The sequence below is a fragment of the Kitasatospora sp. NPDC059795 genome (genome assembly GCF_042732175.1).
GTDB lineage: Bacteria > Actinomycetota > Actinomycetes > Streptomycetales > Streptomycetaceae > Kitasatospora.
Map to the genome: position 1 here is coordinate 196342 of NZ_JBHWID010000001.1, position 17545 is coordinate 213886.

Below are 17545 nucleotides of genomic sequence, written 5' to 3' on the forward strand. Positions count from 1 at the left end.
CCGAGGAACCGTCCTACCGACGCCAGATTGACCAGGCCAACCTGCGGTGGGTGACGAATGTCGTCCCTCGGGTGCTGCCCCTCAGTGGACGGGCAGCAGTCGAGCGGTGCGAGAGTCCGGGGCGGGCCTGAAGTCCGAGCCGAGGCCGACAGCCGCTTGGAAACCCTTCTCTCCCGCCGCTCGCTCCCCACTCAGTTTCACCGGCCCCTGATCCGTCCGGTCTTCACGGATCTCGAAGTCCATTGCATCCGCTGAACTGGGGTGATGCAACGACACTGGAACCTGAGCGAGTATCGACCGGGCCCTCGTGGCCGCACATGGCCAAGTACGGGCGATCGCCTAGTTGTTGCTGCTGCTCATGGCGCAGATCGAAGCTCCGGTGCGAACGGGCGGCGTCCGCTGAGGTGGCTACGTCGCGGGGAGTTGCCTTCTTCGAGTGCCCTGCGGGCCTGCTGCGCCTGGTCAGTTGACCTGTTCGGGTGTGGTGGAAGGCTCGGCACCGGTCGGGATGGCTTCTGGTAGGACGGTGGTCGGTTCCACTTCGGTCCGGGCCCGGCGAAGGAACGGCAGGGACCAGCGCCGCCGCGAGTGCTCTCCTCGTGCACGCAGTTCGGTGTACCGCACAAGGGCTTGTGGACTCGCGGTTCGAGCCCACACGGGTGCGCCGATGAGGATTCGCTCCGGGCCGTCCAGGCCCTCCCTTTGAAGCTGCCGTGCCCACCTGTCGTGGTCCAGGACGACGTCGGCGTAGATCTCTGCGAACCATTCGCAGTTCTCAGCCCGGCCGAGAGTGAATCCGCGCGTCCACGGCCGGCCGGCATGCTCACTGTCGGGGCCCGTGCATCCTTGGTGCAGAGCGATCTTCAGAACTTCGAAGGCGGCCTCCTCCGTGTCACCCCAGAAGCCGACTCTGTCGGGGTGGAGGCCCTCCATGAACTGGGAGACCGCCATCCACGCTGACGATGTCCATCCGACCTCTGCCGCATCGGTGGTGCGGAAGTCGGGGGTGTTGTCGAGGCTGCCGAACAGGATCACGTCGACCCGTCGCCCGTCGGGGCTGGAGGTGTGCGTGTGCAGCAGCACCCCCTTGTCCTGTGCGGAGCCGCCGATGAAGCGCGCGAACTCGACCCGGCCAACCCCTTCGGCGAAGTCGGTAGGAGGCGGCGAGTCGAACCTCACCACGGTTCGCGCCTTGAGGGCCTTGCGGATTCGGATCGTCATGTCGCGCCGGTCCGTCTCCTGTGCGGGCGCGCTGAACGACGTCTGGGGGAGCGGCACCGGGCCGACCGTTGACGGTGGACTCACCGAGGTGAGTTTCCAGCGGCCGAGGGTGACGCCGTTGTCGCGGGCGATGCCGCGGAGCCGCCGGTCCGACCAGTAGAGGAACCGGCCGACGTCGTCCTTGTTGCGGGCCAAGCGGTCTTCTCCTCTGCGCCGACGGACTGCGCTGCTGGGGTGCGCTTCGATGACGGTGGGATGCCCAACTGGTGGCATTCAGCAGGACGGTACCAACGTTGAGACGCCGGGCAGGTGAGAGTGCGCCAGATGAGGCCGGGTTGTCGGTCGTGGCGCTCTCGTGGAACGGGTGGCCTGCGGAGGGTGAGGGCTCCGGTCGGACTCCACGGCCGCCGCCGGTGGGCCGGCAACACCCGGCAGCAGCCCGTCCGTTGATGAACGGCTGATCCCCTGCCCGAAAAGGGTGTGGCCGCAGCCGATCCCGGCCCGAGCGATCGGCAACAAGGTCATGTTCTCGGTGATGGGCGAACTGGACTGTTTCAACGTCACGACGGCGGTGGCGCCGGACGGGCACGATGTCCTTGATGACGACCTGTCGGTGAGCCGGGACTACATCATCGTGAAGATCACGCCTGACGTCGGCACGATGGTCGGGATGGACGACGAGGTGGTTGTCACGGTGGACACCCACATGCCGGGAGCCAGCCCCCAGTAGCAGGCCGGCACCTGAGGCAGCGTCCGGATCTTCGATCGGGACACCAGCCTCGTTGGCCCGGCACCCACTGTCACGGTGGAGAGAGGCCCGGGCGGCATTGTCCGTCCTGGCCTCGCCGCGGTCGAACACCTCGTCGGCGGCTGCTGGTTGGAGGAGACTGCGTCCTGGTACGGCCTCGGCGCACCGCTTGCCGCGCCGTTCCGGAACGCCGATGTCCCCGGCCCTTCTGCTGCGGCAGTTCGGCCGTGATTGGGAGGAGAGGGCGGCATGATCGAGGGTTGGACCACGGAATCGTCGACCGTCGTGTACAGGGGACGCCGACTGGTGGTGCGCCGCGACGAAGTCCGGCGCGCGGACGGCAGCCTGGGGACGTACGAGTACACCGAGTCGGTCGACGGGGTGCGCGTGCTGGCCCTCGACGACCAGGGCAGGATCGTGCTGGTGGAGGAGAACGTCCACGTGTGCGGTGAGCGGCTGCTGATGTGCCCCGGCGGCGGGTGCGGGAAGGGCGAGGACCCGGGGGCGGCCGCGCTGCGGGAACTCAAGGAGGAGGCCGGGCTCCAGGCCGCCGAGGTCGAGCTGCTGACGTCGATGTGGCGGATGCCCGCCGGGGCGCAGACCCGTGAACACCTCTACCTCGCCACGGGCCTGACCGCCGGCGAGCACCAGCGGGAGGCCAGTGAGGCCGACATGGAACTGCGGTGGATCCCCCTGGTGGAGGCAGTGACGATGTGCGGCGACGGTCGGATCACCGAGGCCGGCACCCTTGTGGCCGTCCTGCTCACCGCACAGCGCACGACCGCCGCCACCGCCTTCCGTCCCGACAGCACCACCCCTGGGGCGTAGCAGCAGCACCACCCGGGGCGCGCCCGCCACTGTCGGGGGCGGGCGCACTCGGTCACCGGTCACCGCCAACGCGCTGGGAGCACCGGGGTGTCCTTCTCCTCCGGTGCGTCAGAGGAACTGGGACATCGGGTAGTTGTCGACGATGCTCGGCCGACCTCTCGAAAGGCCCACCCGCACAGCCGAGTCACCCAGTGCGACCGGGGCGACGTGGGGCCGTTCCGTTACCGGGCGGGCTGCTTCTCGCGGGGTTCCCAGTCGTCCACCAGGAGGCCGAGGACGGCCTGATCGGCCCAGCCGTCGTATGTCCAGGCGGCCCTGCGCAGTGTTCCCTCGCGGAGGAATCCGGCACCGGTTGCCGCGGCCAGCATCGGGGCGTTGTCGGTGAGGGTCTCCAGTTGCAGGCGTTGCAGGCCCCGGACGGCGAAGCCGTATGCGCAGAGGGTGCGCACCGCGTCGGAGGCGAGCCCGCGGCCGCGGAAGGCGGGGCGCAGGGCCAGCCCGAGGTGGGCGGAGCGGTTGTGGGTGTCGATGCCCCAGAGCACCGCCTCGCCGGCCAGCTCGCCCGACGCCAGCTCCTCGACGGAGAACCACGCCACGTCGTCCTCCGGCCCCGCCACCACGAACGGCGAGTGGGCGGCGGACAGGGGCCGCCAGGGGCGGGAGTCGGCGCGCGACCGGGTGGCCACGTCCTCGTACAGCTCGGAGTGGAGTACCGGAATGTCATCGTCGTGCCGGGCCCGCAGCCCGATCGTCTCGCCTCGCATCACAGGCAATTACTAGAGGACGGGCGGTAGTTGATCAACCGAATACCCTTCGCTGTTATGGCGGCCATGGGATCCGCCGCGGGTCCGGTCAGCGCTCGCTGTCGAGCTGGGCCATGAACGGGGCGGCGTAGCGGGAGCCGGCGGCGGAGTCGGCGGGGACGGCCCGTTCGACGGCGGCGAGGTCGGCGGGGGTGAGGTGGAGGGTCTCGGCGGCGAGGGCTTCGGCGAGGCGGTCGCGGCGGCGGGCGCCGACCAGCGGGACGACGTCCTTGCCCTGGGCGGCGACCCAGGCGATGGCGACCTGGGCGACGGTGGCGCCCTTGGCGTCGGCGACGGCCCGCAGCGCCTCGACCAGGGCCAGGTTGTGGTCGAGGTTCTCGCCCTGGAAGCGCGGGTTGAAGTTGCGGAAGTCGCGTTCGCCGACGGCCCGCTGACGGCTCCAGTGGCCGGACAGCAGACCGCGCGAGAGCACCCCGTAGGCGGTGATGCCGATGCCCAACTCGCGGGCGACGGGCAGGATTTCGGACTCGATGCCGCGCGACATCAGCGAGTACTCGATCTGCAGGTCGGCGATCGGGTGGACGGCGTGGGCGCGGCGCAGGGTCTCCGCGCCGACCTCGGACAGGCCGATGTGGCGGACCAGGCCGGCCTGCACCAGTTCGGCGATCGCGCCGACGGTCTCCTCGATCGGGACGGCCGGGTCGAGGCGGGCCGGGCGGTAGACGTCGATGTGGTCGACGCCGAGGCGGCGCAGCGAGTACGCCAGCGAGGCTTTGACGGCGGCGGGGCGGGCGTCGATTCCGAGGAAGCCGCCGGAGGCGTCGCGCTGGACGCCGAACTTGACGCTGATCACGGCGTTGTCGCGGTCGCGGCCGCGCAGGGCGTCGCGCAGCAGCAGTTCGTTGTGGCCCATGCCGTAGAAGTCGCCGGTGTCGAGCAGGGTGACGCCGGCGTCGAGCGCGGCGTGCACGGTGGCGACCGATTCGGTGTCGTCGGCCGCGCCGTAGGCGTCCGACATGCCCATCAGGCCGAGGCCGAGGGCGGAGACGACTGGTCCGTCGGTGCCGAGGATGCGCGTGTCCATGAGGGGTTTCCCGTTCGCTCGTGGTTAGCGGTGGTAACGAGAGGAACATAGCACTGATAATCCACTGCTAACAAGGATCCGGTAGCGTTGCTTCGCATGAGTGCAGAGACCTCCGCCGACCCCCGCGAGCGCATCCTCGCCGCCGCCGCCGAACTCCTCGCCGAGGGCGGCGCCGAGGCCATGTCCACCCGGGCCGTAGGGGCGGCCGCCGGCGTGCAGGCCCCCACCCTGTACCGGCTGTTCGGCGACAAGCAGGGCCTGATCGACGCCGTGGTGAACCACGCCTTCGAGCGCTACCTCGCCGAGAAGACCGCTCGCCCGCCCGGCTCCGACCCGGTCGACGACCTGCGCCGCGGCTGGGACCTGCACGTCGAGTTCGGCCTGACCCACCCGTCGTTCTACGCCCTGATGTACAGCGCCACCCGTTCCGGCGAGGCCGTCGAGGCCGCCGAACGGTCCGCCCGGGTGCTCACCGGCATGCTGGAACGCGCCGCCCGGGAGGGCAGGCTGCGCCTGCCGGTGGAGCTGGCCGGGCAGATGATCCGGGCCACCGCCCGCGGCGTCACCCTGACCCTGATCGCCGAACCGCCCGCCACTCGCGACCTCGCGCTGTCCGGCTGCACCCGCGAGACCGTCCTCGCCGCGATCACCGGCCGCCCGGCCCCCGCGCCCGACACGCTCACCCCCGCCGCCCTGGCCATCGCCCTGGACGCCGCGCTGCCCGAGCTGCCGCACCGGTTCACCGCCGCCGAGACGGCCCTGCTGCGCGAGTGGCTGCGCCGGCTGATGGACGAGGGCGGGATCAGCCCGGAGTGAGGGCGGGATCAGCCCGGGGTGAGGGCGGGATCAGCCCGGAGTGTTGAGCGCCTGCATGATCAGCGCGGTGAGCTCCTGGCGGCGGCCCACCCCGGTCTTGGTGAACACCGACTTCAGGTGGTCCTGCACCGTGTAGGGCGTCATCGCCAGCCGCTGGGCGACCTCGCGGGTGTCGGCGCCGCGGATCAGCAGTAGCGCGACCTCCTGCTCCCGGGCGGTGAGGCCGTAAGCGGCCAGGTGCAGCGGGACGATGTGCGCCGGCGAGGCGGGGGTGGCGACCACGGTGACCTCGTCGGCCGCCGGGTCCGCGGGCAGCATGTCGCGCAGGGCTGCGGCGTGCAGCAGGTACCAGTGGCCGTCGTGGGTGCGGATCCGCACCGGGACGTGCGGGCTGGGCAGGCCGTGCGCGGCCCGGCGGGCGTGCTCGGCGGCCATCGCGATCGCGGTCGGGACGCGCAGCGAGGTCGGCGACGGGTCGGCGAGCCGGGACAGCAGCTCCTCCGCCGGACCGGACAGCGCGCGCGGACGGTTGTGCCGGTCCAGCAGGAACACCGCCGGCGTCGGGTCGGCGCCCGGCGGCCCGGCCGTCGGGATGTGGCTGGCGCGCAGCGCCTGGCCGAGCAACTTGGCTGCGGCGTCGGCGAGTTCGCGCTGCTGCGCCGGGAACGGACCGCGGTCCTCGACGCGCATGAACGCCGCGCAGCCCCACATGCCGCCCGCCGCGTCGAACACCGCGCGCAGTTCGTCGCCGAAGCCGTGCCGGGAGATCTGCTCGCGGAAGCGGATGCTGCGCTGCGGGACGCCCCGGCTGGCCCGGCTGAGGGTCTCGGCGTACACCCCGCTGTTGCGGATCTTCGGGAAGGTGGCCAGGTCGTCCGCCCACACCTCCAGGTGGACCGCGTCCTGGAACTGGCCGAGGTTGAGGTCGTCGCTCTGCACCGAGTTGACCAGCCCGGTGGAGGGGTCGTTGGTGTGCCAGCACACCGCGTCGAACTCCAGCGCGGGACGCAGGAGTTCGTCGGCACGTCGGAAGATCTGACTGCTGGTCAGGCCGAGTTCGGTGAGCTCCCGCAGGCCCTCGATCGCTGCGCGCGCGGCGGCGCGCCGCGGTCCGCGTAATCCCATGAGCCGGACGCTAGCACCTGTGTTCGGTTCGTGGCGACGGTGCGTGCCCGGATGCTCACGGCGCGGCTGCGGCGGCCTCCTCGCGTGCGGTCGGTTCGGCCGGCAGTGGCCGGTCGCGGACGACGCGCAGGGCGAGCGGGGCGACCAGCAGGACGCCGACCGCGGCGGTCCCCGCGAGTGCCCACAGCGCGGGCCGGACGCCGAGCAGGTCGCCCAGCAGACCGCCGGTGAGCGCGCCGAGCAGGCCGAGCGCGCCGACGTAGACGTGCAGCGTCGCGGTGACCCGGCCGAGCGCGTCCTCGCCGGTCTCCGCCATCAGCACGGGGCTGAGCGCGATGTTGGCGACGGCCCCGAACAGGGCGGGCACGCCGATGCCCAGGCCCGTCACCACCAGGGCGAGCGGCAGTGGACCGCCGGCGGCGGGGTACAGCAGTCCGCACAGCGCGCCGGCGAGATAGCACAGCACGACGACCCGCCGGGGGTCGCGCCGCGCGGTGAGCACCCGCCCGGCCAGCGTCGAGCCGAGCAGGCCCAGCAGTCCGGCCGCCATGCCGACCAGGCCGAACACGCCGGTCGGGACGCGCAGGGTGTGCAGCAGGTAGATCCCGCCGAGTGCGCCGCTGCCGGCGCCGGTGAAGACCGGGACGGACAGCATCAGCATCAGCACCCGGTAGAACCGGTTGCGGTACAGGACCTGGGCGCCGACCAGCGCGTCGCGCAGGAATGTCGACGGCCCCGTGTGCGGTGGCCGGTCCAGCGGGGCGACAGGCCGCATCGTCAGCAGCGCGGCCGCGCTGAGCAGGTAGCTGACGGCGTCGATCGCCAGCGCCGTCGCGGTGCCGAAGGCGACGATCGCCGGGCCGGCCACCAGGCGGCCGACCAGGCCCGCGCCGAGCTGGCCGCTCTGCAACCGGGCCCGGGCCCTGGTGAGTTCGCCCGCCTCGACGAGCTGGTTGAGGTGCAGGAAGTACACCACTTCGGTGATCACCGACACCCCGCCGGACACCAGCGCGAGGGCGATCAGCCAGGGGATCGACACCACGTCGCCCGCCACGGCGGCGGCCACCGCGGCGATCGCCAGTGCGGAGACGGCGTCGAGCAGGACCAGGGCGCGGCGGGGCCGCCGGATCCGGTCGGCCAGCACCCCGGCCGGCAGCCCGAACAGCAGGGCCGGCAGGGTGCCCGCCGCGCCGATCAGCGAGAGCTGGCCGGGGGACGCGTTCAGGTGGACGACGGCGACCACGGGCAGTGCGACCGCGGTGAACAGGGAGCCCATGGTGGAGGCGGTCTGCCCCCACCAGTACAGCTTCAGATCGCGGGCCACCGGTTCACTCCGCAGGTCCGTCGAGGGTGAACAGCAGGTCGGTGCGCGGCGCGAGGACCTGGTCGAGCGCCAGCAGGATGCCGGCCGAGCCGGTCCACAGCTCGGTGCTGAAGCGGAGCAGGCCGAACCCGAGGAAGCGCACCGACCCGTCGTCGTGCGGCACCGCGTGCTTGTACAGCTGCCGGGCGGCCCGGACGGCCCCGGCACGCGAGGCCTCGTCGCCGGTCAGCAGGGCGTGCTCGGCGAGGACGAACGCGAACCCGGCCGCGCCCGCGTACAGCGCGGGCAGCGCGGTGTGGCCGCCGTGCAGCGGGGCGAGCAGGCGCGGCAGGGTCTCGGTCAGCCGTTCGTCGGCGCCGGCGCGCAGGTACCGGGTGGCGACGTGCGCCAGGCCCGCCGAGCCGCAGTACAGGTACGGCATGGCGCGCTTGTCCTCGGTGGAGACCGGGAACAGCAGGCCCGCCGCGTCCGGGTCGGTGGCCCGGTCGAGTTCGGCGTGCAGCAGCTCCACGCCCCGGGCGAGCAGCGAGGTGTCGCCGGTGACCCGGGCGAACTGCTGGTACGCGAGGGCCAGTCCGGCGCGGCCGTGCAGCAGGCCGGTGGCGTCGTCGCGGCCGAGCCCGGGCACCAGGTCCGCGCCGTGCGGCTGGGCGGCCAGCAGGGCGTGCGCGCGCTCGGCGTGGTGCCCGTCGCCCGTGCGGCGGTACAGCGCGAGGTGGCCCATCGCCAGGCCGGCCGCGCCGCCCTGCAGGGTGGCGTTCTGCCCGACCAGCGGGTGCGCGTCGGCGGTGTCCAGCAGGCTCCGGGCCTCGTCCAGCAGCCCGTGTTCGGCGAGCACCCAGGCGATCCCGGCCAGGCCGACGTACAGGCCGGGGGCGAGCTGGTCGGCGTCGGCGAGCGCGTCGCGGCGCAGCCGTTCCAGCGCGCCCTCGGGGGCGGCGATGCCGCAGCGGTTCAGGGTGTGCAGCACGCCGGCCGCGCCGAACAGCACGCACCGGGTGTTGCTGGCGTACCCCTGCGGGACGGTCGGGAAGGTCCGTTGCGGGTGCTCGGGGTCGGCGGCGGCCAGCAGCCCCGCCGCGACGGCCTCGCGCAGGTCGGCGAGGTGGCGCAGCGGGTCGGCGGCGACCTCCTGCGGCGACGGCAGCGCCGGGGACTCGCTCGGCGGGTGGTAGTGGGTGGCGCGCTTCCACAACGTCTCTGCGACCGGGGCGAGTTCGGCCAGGTCGTGGTGGAAGTGGGTGAGCGTGTCGGGGGCGCGGCCGACGGTGAGCGGCAGGCAGCCCACCAGGGTCTGGGCGAGTGCGCTGACGCCGAAGTCGTCCTTGGCGGTACGGCCGTCGCGGTCGACGATGTGCTGCGGCGGGACGAACCCGGGCGTGCCCATCTGGTCGGGTGTGTCGTCGGGGCCGCAGGCGGTCTCGAAGTCGATCAACCGGATGTCGTCCTCGGGCGTGACCAGGACGTTGGCCGGGCTGACGTCCTGGAACGTCCAGCCGAGGGCGTGCAGGCGCTCCATCGCGGCCTCGACGGAGGCGAGGATGCGCTCGCAGCGCGCGTAGTAGGCCGCGTACTTGTCGGGGGTGCTGTCGGCCTTCATCAAGGGGTGGCTGGTCGGCGGTATCCGGTTCAGCGACTTGCCCTCGACGAATTCGGTGACCATGAACTCGTGCCCGCCGGCCGTGAACAGGGCGATCGGCTCCGGGGCGAGGCCCGGTGCCAGCTCGTGCAGGGTGGTCAGCGTCCGCCACTCCCGGTGCAGCCGGGCGACCGCGTCGTCCTCGCCGTCGCCCAGGCCGTGGAACGGCCGGGCCTCCTTGAGGAACACCTTGCGGCCGGTCGCGACCTCCAGGCCCTCGTAGGTGCCGCCGCCGCTGGAGTGGACGATCGCGCCCTCGATCGCGAAGCCGCGCAGCACGACCGGCCCCTCGGGGCGGGGCACGGTGTCGGGGGCGGCCGCGGTGAACGGGTCGGTGAAGCCGTCCGGCAGGTGGAACGAGGCACCGCGCTTGTCCGGTACGGCCTTGCCGTCGGCGTCCCGGGTCAGCGAGGTGCGGGTGCCGTCCGCGTCGACCTCGTCGCGGCCCAGGTACGCCCCGTACCGGTACTGCACGGTGTCGCTGCCGGGGAAGCGCCGGTCGGTCAGGATCAGCGGACCCTGCTCACCGTCCAGCGCCTCCCGCAGCGCCTCCATCAGCCGGCGGGCCGCCTTCGCGTCCACCGGGTACGCGGCGATGAACTTGCCGCTCTGCGGCCGTGAGGCGTGCTTGCGGTGCAGCCACCAGTACCAGTGGTCGGTGGCGAGGTGCTTGAAGGCCACGTCCTGCGCGAAGCAGATCTCGGCGACGGTGTCCAGCACGGCGGCGGCCCGCGACCGACGCGCCGAGACGTGCACCTTCCAGCCGTCGTCGGGCAGTTCCGGCATCCCCTCCCGGCGCCACATGGTCCAGATCCCGCCCACCTTCCCGCGCCAGCCCTCGGCGGGCCGACCCGGCGTGAACGGGTCGCCCTGCGGCGCGGCGGTGTCCAGCGGCTCGTAGTACTCCCGGTCCGCGACGGCGAATTCCGCCAGCGCCTCGGCCATGAACGTGCTCCTTGTCCGGTGGGTGCGGGGTGTCAGCTGGCGGTGGTGACGGGCGGCTTGACGACGCAGGCGATGCTCCACGTGCTGTAGAGGCTGGCCCCGTGCGCCTCCACCTCCGCCCCGTCGTCGGCGGTGGGCGCCTCCTGGAGGGAGAGGACGGCCTCGGTCTCGGCGGCGTCGTTCTCGGGGGTGCGGTCGGTGCTCATCTGCGGCCTCCCGGTGTCAGGACAGGGTGGGGTGGGTCGGGTTGGTGGGCGTGGTCGGGCACATGACCACGCTGGTGTTGCTGACGGCGTGGGCCTCGACGTCGTCGTCGGCGGTGGGCGTCTCCTGGAGGGAGAGGACGGCTTCGGTCTCGGCGCTGCTGTCCTCGGGGGTGCGGTCGGTGCTCATGCGGGGCCTCCCGTCGGGTGCGTCATTACTCGGACTTGATGGTCTTGGTGACGGTGATGTTGCAGCCGATGGTCCAGGTGCTGGCCTCGTGGGCCTCGACCTCGGAACCGGTCTCGGTCTCCTGGAGGGAGAGCACGGCCTCGGTCTCGGCGGCGTCGTTCTCGGGGGTGCGGTCGGTGCTCATCCGGGCCTCCGGGTCAGGATTCGGTGGGGTGGGTCGGGTGGGTGGGCGGGCCGCACAGCACCACGCTGGTGGCGCTCATGGCGTCGTGCGCCTGGACGTCGTCGTCGCCGACGGCGGGCGCCTCCTGGAGGGAGAGGACGGCCTCGGTCTCGGCGTCGTTCTCGCGGATCGGATCGGTGCTCACAGTGGTCTCCCGATGGGTGGTCCCGCCGGGCCCGATCGGCCCGGCGGGACACGGCGGTGGCTCCGCACGGCTCAGGGCTGGGTGTTCGTCCCGGGCAGGCGGATGTGGCAGGTGACGACGCTCCAGGAGCTGTAGGCCTGCTCCGGGCCCTCGTGGCCGGCCTCGGCGACGGGCGTCTCCTGGAGGGAGAGCACGGCGGCGGTCTCGGCGGCGTCCGTGACGGTGGGGCTGGTGCTCATGGCGGTCTCCCGATGGCTGGTCCCGCCGGGCTCGGCGGGAGCGGGTGTTCGGCCCGGCCGGCTCAGATCTCCGTGCGCGTCGGGGGCACGGTCGTCGGGTGGCAGGCGGCGAGGCTCAGGGTGCTCGTGTAGGCGTCCTGGTCCTCGGCGCCGTCGTGGACGGCCGGCGTCTCCTGGAGGGAGAGCACAGCGGCGGTCTCGGCCGCGTCCGGGAGGGCGGGGCTGATGCTCATGCCGGTCTCCTCGGCGGTCGCCGGGAGGGCCCGGGGCCGGGTCCGCGCCAGGTCGGTGCGGACCCGGCCCCGTGAGGGTCAGGCCTGGGTCTTGGTGGGGGTGACCGTGCCGGTGCAGGCAAAGATGCTGTAGGTGCTGGCCCCGTGCGCCTCGACCTCGTCGCCGGTCTCGGTCTCCTGGAGCGAGAGAACGGCCTCGGTCTCGGCGGCGTTCTCCTCGGGGGTCTGCTCGACGCTCATCGTGGTCTCCTTCGCTGGCGGAACTGCGGCTCAACTGCCTTGAGAACAAAGCTAGTTGTGTCCGCTTCAAAGCCGGTACGAGCCCGGTTCAGCGCCGGTACAGACCACCGCTCGCCGGTACAGACCACCGGCCGTCACCGGTCGGGGTGGTCGCCGATCAGCCGCTGCACCTCCGTCAGCAGCCGCACCGCGCGGTCGCGTTCGTCCGCGTCGGCCGCCGCCGCTGAGCCGTCCACGGCCACCCGCAGCGCCACCGCCGCCTGGCGGGCGAACAGCGCCAGCAGGTCGAGCTCCGGCAGCGAGGCCCGGGCCGACGCGGGGGCCGGGTCCAGCACCTCCAGGACGCCCAGCACCCGGTCGCCGTGGATCAGCGGGGCCGCCATCAGCGCGTCCGGCACGTACCCGGTGGACTCCGCGACGGTGCGGTCGAAGGACGCGCTGCGCCGCAGGTCGTCGACGATCATCGGCTCGCCCGAGCCGGCCACCCAGCCGGCGATGCCCTGACCGGCCGGGAAGCGGCGGCCGATCAGGAACTCCTGCCCCTGGCCGGAGACCGCCTGGAAGACCAGCTCGAAGGACTGGTGGTCGAGCAGCAGGATCGAGCCGGCCTGCGCGCCGAAGATGGCGCGGGCCACATCGACCACCGACTGAAGGAGTTCCGCCACCACCGGATCAGTGGGCGGCGCGGCGGGGGCGGTTGACTGGGTCATCTCGACCACGGTCCCTTTCTCACGACGTACGGGCCGGCGCTCACCGGTCGCCGCCGAGGTGGACGTTCGCTGCGGACAGGTACAGGGCGTGCTTGAGCTGGAACGGGGTCAGCCGCGGCCGCTCGGACAGGATCCGCGCGCACAGGCCCGCGACGAACGGCGTCGCGTAGCTGTTGCCGCTGCTGCGCACCGTCCCGCCGCCGAGCCAGGCCACCTCGACGTTGGCGCCCGGACCGAAGAACTCCACCGGCGGCTCCGGGTTGTACAGGTGCAGATCGGGGTCCTCCTCCAGGTGGCTGCCCACCGACACCACCGAGGAGAACCGCCAGGGGAAGCTCTCCACGGGGGTGTTGTGGGCGGAGGCGACGATCACGCTGCGTCCGAAGTACGCCTCGTCGGCCAGCGTGTGCAGGCCCTCGAAGAAGCGGGTGCGGGTGGTCGACAGGCTCAGGTTGATCACCTCGAAGCCTTCCCGGATCGCCCAGCGCAGCCCGGCCAGCAGCACGTCGCCGGTGCCGGAGAACCGCTCGCCGAGCACCCGCACGCTGTGGATCTCGCAGTCCGGCGCGACCCGGCGGACGATGCCCGCGCAGGCCGTGCCGTGGCCGCACAGGTCGCCCCGGTCGTCGGCCTTCAGCGGATCGACCCGGATCGTCCCGTCCTCGTCCTTGCGCACCACGTGCGCGCCCGCCACCGCGCCGACCAGCGGATGGGTGCCGTCGACTCCGGAGTCCACCACGCAGACCCGCACCCCCCGGCCCGAGCCGCCGACCAGCGCGCCCGGCGCCGGACGCTCCGGCAGCGCATCGGCCTCCAGCCGGACGTCCTCGACGGTCCGGTCGGTCAGGCGCCAGGTCAGACCGCGCGGGGGCGCGGCGTCGGGCGCGGCGTCGGGCACGGTCGTCATCAGGAGATCGCCTCTCTGGGGGAATGGTGGCGGCCGGCCAGGGAGTCGGCGAGCCGCACGCCCGGACGGTGCCCCTTGGCCGCGAATCGGCTGCGGGCGGCGTCGGCGGCCAGCGCACGTTCCCGGTCCAGCCCGAGCAGCGCGGCGGTGCGGGACAGGTCGGCGGCGGCCAGACCCTGGAGGATCGGCGAGTCCGTCCGGGCGGCCTCCGCGACCGCGCCGCGGGCCAGTTCCAGGGCACCGTCCCGGTCGCCGCGGGCGGCCGCCAGCCGGGCCCGCAGGCCGTCGCGTTCGGCCAACGCCGCGAACGACAGCCGTCCGCCGGTCCGGGCCCGCTCCTCCTCCAGCGCCGCCAGCGCGGCCCGGGCCGGCGCCCGCTCGCCCAGGTCCAGCCGCAGCCGCGCGGTGTCCAGCAGTGCGCTGCTCAGCAGTGCGCCGCCGCCCAACTCCTTGGCGGCGGTGGACGCTTGGGCCAGCAGGTCGAGCGCCTCCCGGGACCGGCCGGCCAGCGCCGCCACCGTCGCGCCGAACAGCGGCAGGAACGCCGCCGCCTCCGCGTAGCCCAGGCGCTCCGCATGGCGCCCGGCCTCCGCCAGGCAGGCCGCCGCCCCGACCCCGTCGTCGCCGAGCGCCAGCAGCACCGCCAGCGGACAGTTCAACGTCACCGGCACTGCCCGCCGCCCCGGGCCCTGCGCGGCCAGCAGCCCCCGGCAGCGCGCCACCGCCGCGGCCGCCGGCAGCGGACCGCGCCACAGCGACACGCCGATCGCGCCCAGCGCCGACGCCCGCTCCTGCTCGCCGTCGGACCGCTCGGCGTGCCGCAGCGCCCGGGCCAGCAGCCGGGTCGCCGCCGCGTGCCGGCCGTCGACCTGCTCCTGCTGCGCGAGCCGCAGACAGGCCCGCGCCTGGCCCAGCTGGTCGCCCGCCCGCTCGAACACCGGCAGGGTCTGCCGGGCCACCGGCGCGGGCGCCTGCTGCTGGCCGACCGCGGCCAGGCTGAGCCGGGCGTGCGCCGCCTCCACCGGGTCGTCCGCGCCCGCCGCGACCTCGGCGAGCAGCGCCCGGCCCGGCTCGATCCGGCCCAGCGCCAGCAGCGCCTCGCCGAGCCGCCGGGCGGCCGGCAGCCGGCCCTCCTCGCCCGGGCGCAGCAGCCCGGTGGCCCTGGTCAGCAGGTCCACCGCCCAGCCCGGGTCGGTGCGGGCCGCCGCCCGCGCGCCCGCCTCCGCCAGCGCCGCGGCCGCCGCCCGGCGCAGTTCCTCGGTGTGCTCGCCCGGCCGGCCCAGTTCGGCCCGGAAGCGGTGCGCGCGCTCCAGGTGTCCGCCGACGGCCGCCGGGCCGCCCGCGCGCACCGAACGCAGCGCGGCCGCCCGCTCGTGCCGCTCGGCCCGGCCCTGCTTCGACAGGCACTCGTACGCGACCTCCTGCACCACGCCGCTGGCGAACCGGAACGCCGCCCCGTCCGCCACCACCAGCCGGTGCCGACCCAGCCGCCGCAGCGCCGCCGACAGGTCCGCTCCGTCGTCGGCCAGCGCGGCCAACTCCTCGGCGGCGAACTCCCGGCCCAGCACGCACGCCAGGTCCACCGCCCGCCGCTCCGCCGGATCCAGCGCGTCCAGCCGGGCCCCGATCAGGGTCTGCAACGACAGCGGCACCCCGTCGCCCGCCGCGTCCGCGGGGGCCGCGAGCAGCTGCTCCAGGTGCAGCGGGTTGCCGCCCGCCCGCTCCAGCAGGTGCGCGGGCACCTCCCCGGCGAGTGCCCGCGCCAGCTCCTCCGCGTCCCGGTCGGGCAGCCCGCCGAGCGTCGACACCCGGTGCGCGCCCGCCGGCCGGACGTCCAGCAGCTCGGGCCGGCCCGCCACGACGACCAGCACCGGCGCGCCGGCCAGGGCGGCCACCACCCGCTCCAGCAGCTCCAGCAGCAGCGCGGCCGCCCGGTGCGCGTCGTCGATCACCAGCACCACCGGCGCGGGCCCGGCCAGCGCGCCCAGCACCTCGGCCAGCGCCGCGCAGGTGTCCTCCGGCGACGGCGTCGGCGTGCCGTCGGCCAGCAGGCCCCGCGCCAACACGTCCAGGCCGGGCGGGTGCGGGTGCCCCGGCGACCTCTCCAGCAGCGACGCGACGGCGTCGGCCAGTGGCTGGAGACCCGCCTGCTCGCCCGGCGGACGGCAGCGGCCCGCACCGAACCGCACCCCGCCGGCCCGCTCCAGCCAGTGCCGCAGCAGCCGGGTCTTGCCCTGCCCCGGCTCGCCGCCCAGCACCAGCAGCCGGCCCTCTCGGCGCTCCGCGGCCTTCCCCAACTCGGTTTCCAGCAGCGCGAGTTCGGGGCGTCGGCCGACGAACGGCGGATCGGGTCGAGTGTCCCCGGGGTCGCCGCGGTCCAGGCCGAGCAGCCGGTGCGCGAGCACCTCCCGCGCCACGCCCTTCAGCCGCAGCGGCCCGACCTCGACGCTCCGCACGCCCGCGCCCGCCGCCCGCACCGTGTCCGGGCCGAGCAGCACCTCGCCCGGGCCCGCGTGCTGCTCCAGCCGCGCCGCGATGTTCACCACCTCGCCGGAGACCAGCGCCTGCCGCGCCGACGCGTCCGAACCCGTCACCACCCGGCCCGTGTTGACGCCGATCCGCACCTGGAGGCGCAGCCCCAGCTCGGCGTCCAGCTCCGCGTTCAGCGCCCGCAGCGCCGCCCGCATGCCGAGCGCCGCCGCCACCGCCCGCCGGGCGTCGTCCTCGCGGACCGACGGCACCCCGAAGACCGCCATCACCGCGTCCCCGACGAACTTCTCGACCGTCCCGCCGTGCTCCTCGATCGCCGCCCGCATCGCGTCGAAGTACCGCAGCGTCACCCCGCGCAGGGCCTCCGGGTCGAGCGTCCCCGACAGGGCGGTGGAGCCGACCAGGTCGCAGAAGAGCACCGTGACGATCTTGCGGCCGGCGGTCGTCGGCCGGCGGAGGTCCGCGCGCGCCGTGCCGCACGCCGCGCAGAACCGGGCGTCGGCGGGCAGCGGACGGTGGCAGCCCGGGCAGCGGTCGCCGGCCGGGCCCGGTCCGAACGCGTCAGAAGAGAGCACCGCCCGCCACCTCCGCATGCCCCTGGACCTCCGGCCCGGCCTCCTCCAGCCGGCCCTTCAGGTCGGCCAGCAGCGCCAGCTCCTGGTCGGTGAGCGCACGCAGCACGGCGTGCTGCTCCTCCGTCAGGCCGCTCAGGTCGAACCCGGCGGCGGCCAGCGCGGCCAGCGCCCGGTCGGGGCCGGCGGTTCCGGGTGCTTCGGTGCGGTCGGTCATCGGTGTCCTCCGGGGTCCGCGGCGAGCTGGTCGAAGAGCCGGGCGAGGATGCCCGCGGTGTGCAGGGCGCTGACGGCGACCTCGGTCCGCTGATCCGCCGTCAACGGCAGCCGGTCGAGCTGCCGTTCGACCTCCGCGACGTGGTCGGCGTCCAGGTCGGCATGCTCGCGCAGGGTGCGGAACGCGGCCTCCGGCAGGCCGGTGCGGGCCGCCAGCACCCCCGCCAGCACCGGGGACGGGGCATGGCCCTCCAGGACGGCCAAGTAGCCGAGCAGCGTCGCCGGATGGCGGTGCTCGATCCGGTAGTACTGCGCCCCCGCCAGCTCCACCACCAGCGGCGGCGGCAGCGGCCTCGGCTCCCCGGTCGGCTCGCCCGCCGCGACCAGATCCGCCAACAGCCAGGCGTCGTGGCCCCGTTCCTCCTCCGCGTGCCCCGCGAAGTACGCCGCCAACGACGGCGCCCAGCCGTCGTCCCACCGCGAACAGGCGCTCGCCGCCCGCTCCAGCAGCGGCACGGACGCGGTCGTCACCGCGTGCATCGCCCACAGGTAGCGCCGGTAGCGCCCCGTGAGGTCGCCGTCCGGCCGCCACAGCCGCGCACTGGCCCGGTGCAACGCGGGCGCGACGAGGGCGAGCCGGGCGTTCAGCGCGCGGGAGAACGGGATGCTCATGAGGTCACCGG

21 protein-coding genes are annotated in these 17545 nt (G+C 74.1%); 3 read left to right on the forward strand and 18 right to left on the reverse strand.

The features are described from left to right. Positions 1 to 462: 462 nt before the first annotated feature. Positions 463 to 1416 (reverse strand): hypothetical protein, encoded by a 954-nt coding sequence (locus ACFV4P_RS00950; protein WP_380465900.1) that lies wholly within the window; start codon positions 1414 to 1416, stop codon positions 463 to 465. Between the two features lie 340 nt (positions 1417 to 1756). On the opposite strand from ACFV4P_RS00950, the gene ACFV4P_RS00955 reads away from it, so the two are divergent. Further along, positions 1757 to 1951, forward strand: coding sequence for a hypothetical protein (locus ACFV4P_RS00955; protein ID WP_380465902.1), 195 nt, complete (start codon positions 1757 to 1759; stop codon positions 1949 to 1951). Positions 1952 to 2218: 267 nt separating this feature from the next. Continuing rightward, positions 2219 to 2797, forward strand: coding sequence for an NUDIX domain-containing protein (locus ACFV4P_RS00960; RefSeq protein WP_380465904.1), 579 nt, complete (start codon positions 2219 to 2221; stop codon positions 2795 to 2797). Positions 2798 to 3018: 221 nt separating this feature from the next. On the opposite strand, the gene ACFV4P_RS00965 is transcribed toward ACFV4P_RS00960, so the two are convergent. Continuing rightward, positions 3019 to 3561, reverse strand: coding sequence for a GNAT family N-acetyltransferase (locus ACFV4P_RS00965; RefSeq protein ID WP_380465906.1), 543 nt, complete (start codon positions 3559 to 3561; stop codon positions 3019 to 3021). A gap of 88 nt (positions 3562 to 3649) precedes the next feature. Further along, complete coding sequence (locus ACFV4P_RS00970; protein WP_380465908.1) at positions 3650 to 4645, reverse strand: aldo/keto reductase; 996 nt, start codon at positions 4643 to 4645, stop codon at positions 3650 to 3652. Positions 4646 to 4741: 96 nt separating this feature from the next. Between ACFV4P_RS00970 and ACFV4P_RS00975 the strand changes: the two genes are divergently transcribed. After that, entirely contained in the window at positions 4742 to 5461 is a 720-nt protein-coding gene (locus ACFV4P_RS00975; protein ID WP_380465910.1) for a TetR/AcrR family transcriptional regulator, read from the forward strand. A 30-nt stretch (positions 5462 to 5491) separates the two neighbouring features. On the opposite strand, the gene ACFV4P_RS00980 is transcribed toward ACFV4P_RS00975, so the two are convergent. From ACFV4P_RS00980 to ACFV4P_RS01050, 15 genes are all read right to left on the reverse strand, one after another. After that, positions 5492 to 6586 carry a LuxR C-terminal-related transcriptional regulator gene (locus tag ACFV4P_RS00980; RefSeq protein WP_380465912.1) on the reverse strand — a complete coding sequence of 365 codons (1095 nt, stop codon included), beginning with the start codon at positions 6584 to 6586 and terminating at the stop codon, positions 5492 to 5494. A 55-nt stretch (positions 6587 to 6641) separates the two neighbouring features. Continuing rightward, the gene (locus ACFV4P_RS00985; protein WP_380465914.1) at positions 6642 to 7910 is read right to left on the reverse strand and encodes an MFS transporter; all 1269 of its coding nucleotides are present in this window, start codon (positions 7908 to 7910) and stop codon (positions 6642 to 6644) included. Positions 7911 to 7914: 4 nt separating this feature from the next. After that, positions 7915 to 10494: a class III lanthionine synthetase LanKC gene (gene lanKC, locus ACFV4P_RS00990; protein WP_380465916.1), complete on the reverse strand. Its 2580-nt coding sequence runs from the start codon at positions 10492 to 10494 to the stop codon at positions 7915 to 7917. A 32-nt stretch (positions 10495 to 10526) separates the two neighbouring features. Next, on the reverse strand, positions 10527 to 10700 hold the full coding sequence (locus tag ACFV4P_RS00995) for a hypothetical protein (protein WP_380465918.1): 174 nt from the start codon (positions 10698 to 10700) through the stop codon (positions 10527 to 10529). A gap of 16 nt (positions 10701 to 10716) precedes the next feature. Next, positions 10717 to 10887, reverse strand: a complete 171-nt coding sequence (locus tag ACFV4P_RS01000; protein ID WP_380465920.1) for a hypothetical protein — start codon at positions 10885 to 10887, stop codon at positions 10717 to 10719. Positions 10888 to 10912: 25 nt separating this feature from the next. Beyond that, complete coding sequence (locus ACFV4P_RS01005; RefSeq protein WP_380465922.1) at positions 10913 to 11071, reverse strand: hypothetical protein; 159 nt, start codon at positions 11069 to 11071, stop codon at positions 10913 to 10915. A 13-nt stretch (positions 11072 to 11084) separates the two neighbouring features. Continuing rightward, on the reverse strand, positions 11085 to 11255 hold the full coding sequence (locus ACFV4P_RS01010; protein ID WP_380465924.1) for a hypothetical protein: 171 nt from the start codon (positions 11253 to 11255) through the stop codon (positions 11085 to 11087). Positions 11256 to 11326: 71 nt separating this feature from the next. After that, positions 11327 to 11494 carry a hypothetical protein gene (locus tag ACFV4P_RS01015; RefSeq protein WP_158071954.1) on the reverse strand — a complete coding sequence of 56 codons (168 nt, stop codon included), beginning with the start codon at positions 11492 to 11494 and terminating at the stop codon, positions 11327 to 11329. A 62-nt stretch (positions 11495 to 11556) separates the two neighbouring features. Beyond that, complete coding sequence (locus tag ACFV4P_RS01020; protein WP_380465926.1) at positions 11557 to 11727, reverse strand: hypothetical protein; 171 nt, start codon at positions 11725 to 11727, stop codon at positions 11557 to 11559. Between the two features lie 78 nt (positions 11728 to 11805). Beyond that, positions 11806 to 11967 carry a hypothetical protein gene (locus ACFV4P_RS01025; protein ID WP_380465928.1) on the reverse strand — a complete coding sequence of 54 codons (162 nt, stop codon included), beginning with the start codon at positions 11965 to 11967 and terminating at the stop codon, positions 11806 to 11808. 134 nt (positions 11968 to 12101) lie between these two features. Then, positions 12102 to 12677 (reverse strand): GAF domain-containing protein, encoded by a 576-nt coding sequence (locus tag ACFV4P_RS01030; RefSeq protein ID WP_380465930.1) that lies wholly within the window; start codon positions 12675 to 12677, stop codon positions 12102 to 12104. A gap of 40 nt (positions 12678 to 12717) precedes the next feature. Further along, positions 12718 to 13584, reverse strand: coding sequence for a S8 family serine peptidase (locus ACFV4P_RS01035; RefSeq protein WP_380465932.1), 867 nt, complete (start codon positions 13582 to 13584; stop codon positions 12718 to 12720). Next, the gene (locus tag ACFV4P_RS01040) at positions 13584 to 16649 is read right to left on the reverse strand and encodes an adenylate/guanylate cyclase domain-containing protein (protein ID WP_380465934.1); all 3066 of its coding nucleotides are present in this window, start codon (positions 16647 to 16649) and stop codon (positions 13584 to 13586) included. The genes ACFV4P_RS01035 and ACFV4P_RS01040 overlap by 1 nt, the downstream gene beginning before the upstream one ends. Beyond that, positions 16636 to 16863, reverse strand: coding sequence for an aroma-sacti cluster domain-containing protein (locus ACFV4P_RS01045; RefSeq protein WP_380465936.1), 228 nt, complete (start codon positions 16861 to 16863; stop codon positions 16636 to 16638). The genes ACFV4P_RS01040 and ACFV4P_RS01045 overlap by 14 nt, the downstream gene beginning before the upstream one ends. After that, positions 16860 to 17534 (reverse strand): iron-containing redox enzyme family protein, encoded by a 675-nt coding sequence (locus tag ACFV4P_RS01050; RefSeq protein WP_380465938.1) that lies wholly within the window; start codon positions 17532 to 17534, stop codon positions 16860 to 16862. Before ACFV4P_RS01050 ends, ACFV4P_RS01045 begins: the two co-directional genes overlap by 4 nt. Positions 17535 to 17545 lie beyond the last annotated feature (11 nt).

Bases quoted from the DNA above. Each gene is read 5' to 3' on its own strand.
- ACFV4P_RS00970 (WP_380465908.1), bottom strand. From the start codon at position 4,645: ATGGACACGCGCATCCTCGGCACCGACGGACCAGTCGTCTCCGCCCTC.
- ACFV4P_RS01005 (WP_380465922.1), bottom strand. From the start codon at position 11,071: ATGAGCACCGACCGCACCCCCGAGAACGACGCCGCCGAGACCGAGGCC.
- ACFV4P_RS00965 (WP_380465906.1), bottom strand. From the start codon at position 3,561: ATGCGAGGCGAGACGATCGGGCTGCGGGCCCGGCACGACGATGACATT.
- ACFV4P_RS01025 (WP_380465928.1), bottom strand. From the start codon at position 11,967: ATGAGCGTCGAGCAGACCCCCGAGGAGAACGCCGCCGAGACCGAGGCC.
- ACFV4P_RS01000 (WP_380465920.1), bottom strand. From the start codon at position 10,887: ATGAGCACCGACCGCACCCCCGAGGACAGCAGCGCCGAGACCGAAGCC.
- ACFV4P_RS01020 (WP_380465926.1), bottom strand. From the start codon at position 11,727: ATGAGCATCAGCCCCGCCCTCCCGGACGCGGCCGAGACCGCCGCTGTG.
- lanKC (WP_380465916.1), bottom strand. From the start codon at position 10,494: ATGGCCGAGGCGCTGGCGGAATTCGCCGTCGCGGACCGGGAGTACTAC.
- ACFV4P_RS01035 (WP_380465932.1), bottom strand. From the start codon at position 13,584: ATGACGACCGTGCCCGACGCCGCGCCCGACGCCGCGCCCCCGCGCGGT.
- ACFV4P_RS00955 (WP_380465902.1), top strand. From the start codon at position 1,757: ATGGGCGAACTGGACTGTTTCAACGTCACGACGGCGGTGGCGCCGGAC.
- ACFV4P_RS00975 (WP_380465910.1), top strand. From the start codon at position 4,742: ATGAGTGCAGAGACCTCCGCCGACCCCCGCGAGCGCATCCTCGCCGCC.
- ACFV4P_RS01015 (WP_158071954.1), bottom strand. From the start codon at position 11,494: ATGAGCACCAGCCCCACCGTCACGGACGCCGCCGAGACCGCCGCCGTG.
- ACFV4P_RS01050 (WP_380465938.1), bottom strand. From the start codon at position 17,534: ATGAGCATCCCGTTCTCCCGCGCGCTGAACGCCCGGCTCGCCCTCGTC.
- ACFV4P_RS00995 (WP_380465918.1), bottom strand. From the start codon at position 10,700: ATGAGCACCGACCGCACCCCCGAGAACGACGCCGCCGAGACCGAGGCC.
- ACFV4P_RS01045 (WP_380465936.1), bottom strand. From the start codon at position 16,863: ATGACCGACCGCACCGAAGCACCCGGAACCGCCGGCCCCGACCGGGCG.
- ACFV4P_RS00980 (WP_380465912.1), bottom strand. From the start codon at position 6,586: ATGGGATTACGCGGACCGCGGCGCGCCGCCGCGCGCGCAGCGATCGAG.
- ACFV4P_RS00960 (WP_380465904.1), top strand. From the start codon at position 2,219: ATGATCGAGGGTTGGACCACGGAATCGTCGACCGTCGTGTACAGGGGA.
- ACFV4P_RS01030 (WP_380465930.1), bottom strand. From the start codon at position 12,677: ATGACCCAGTCAACCGCCCCCGCCGCGCCGCCCACTGATCCGGTGGTG.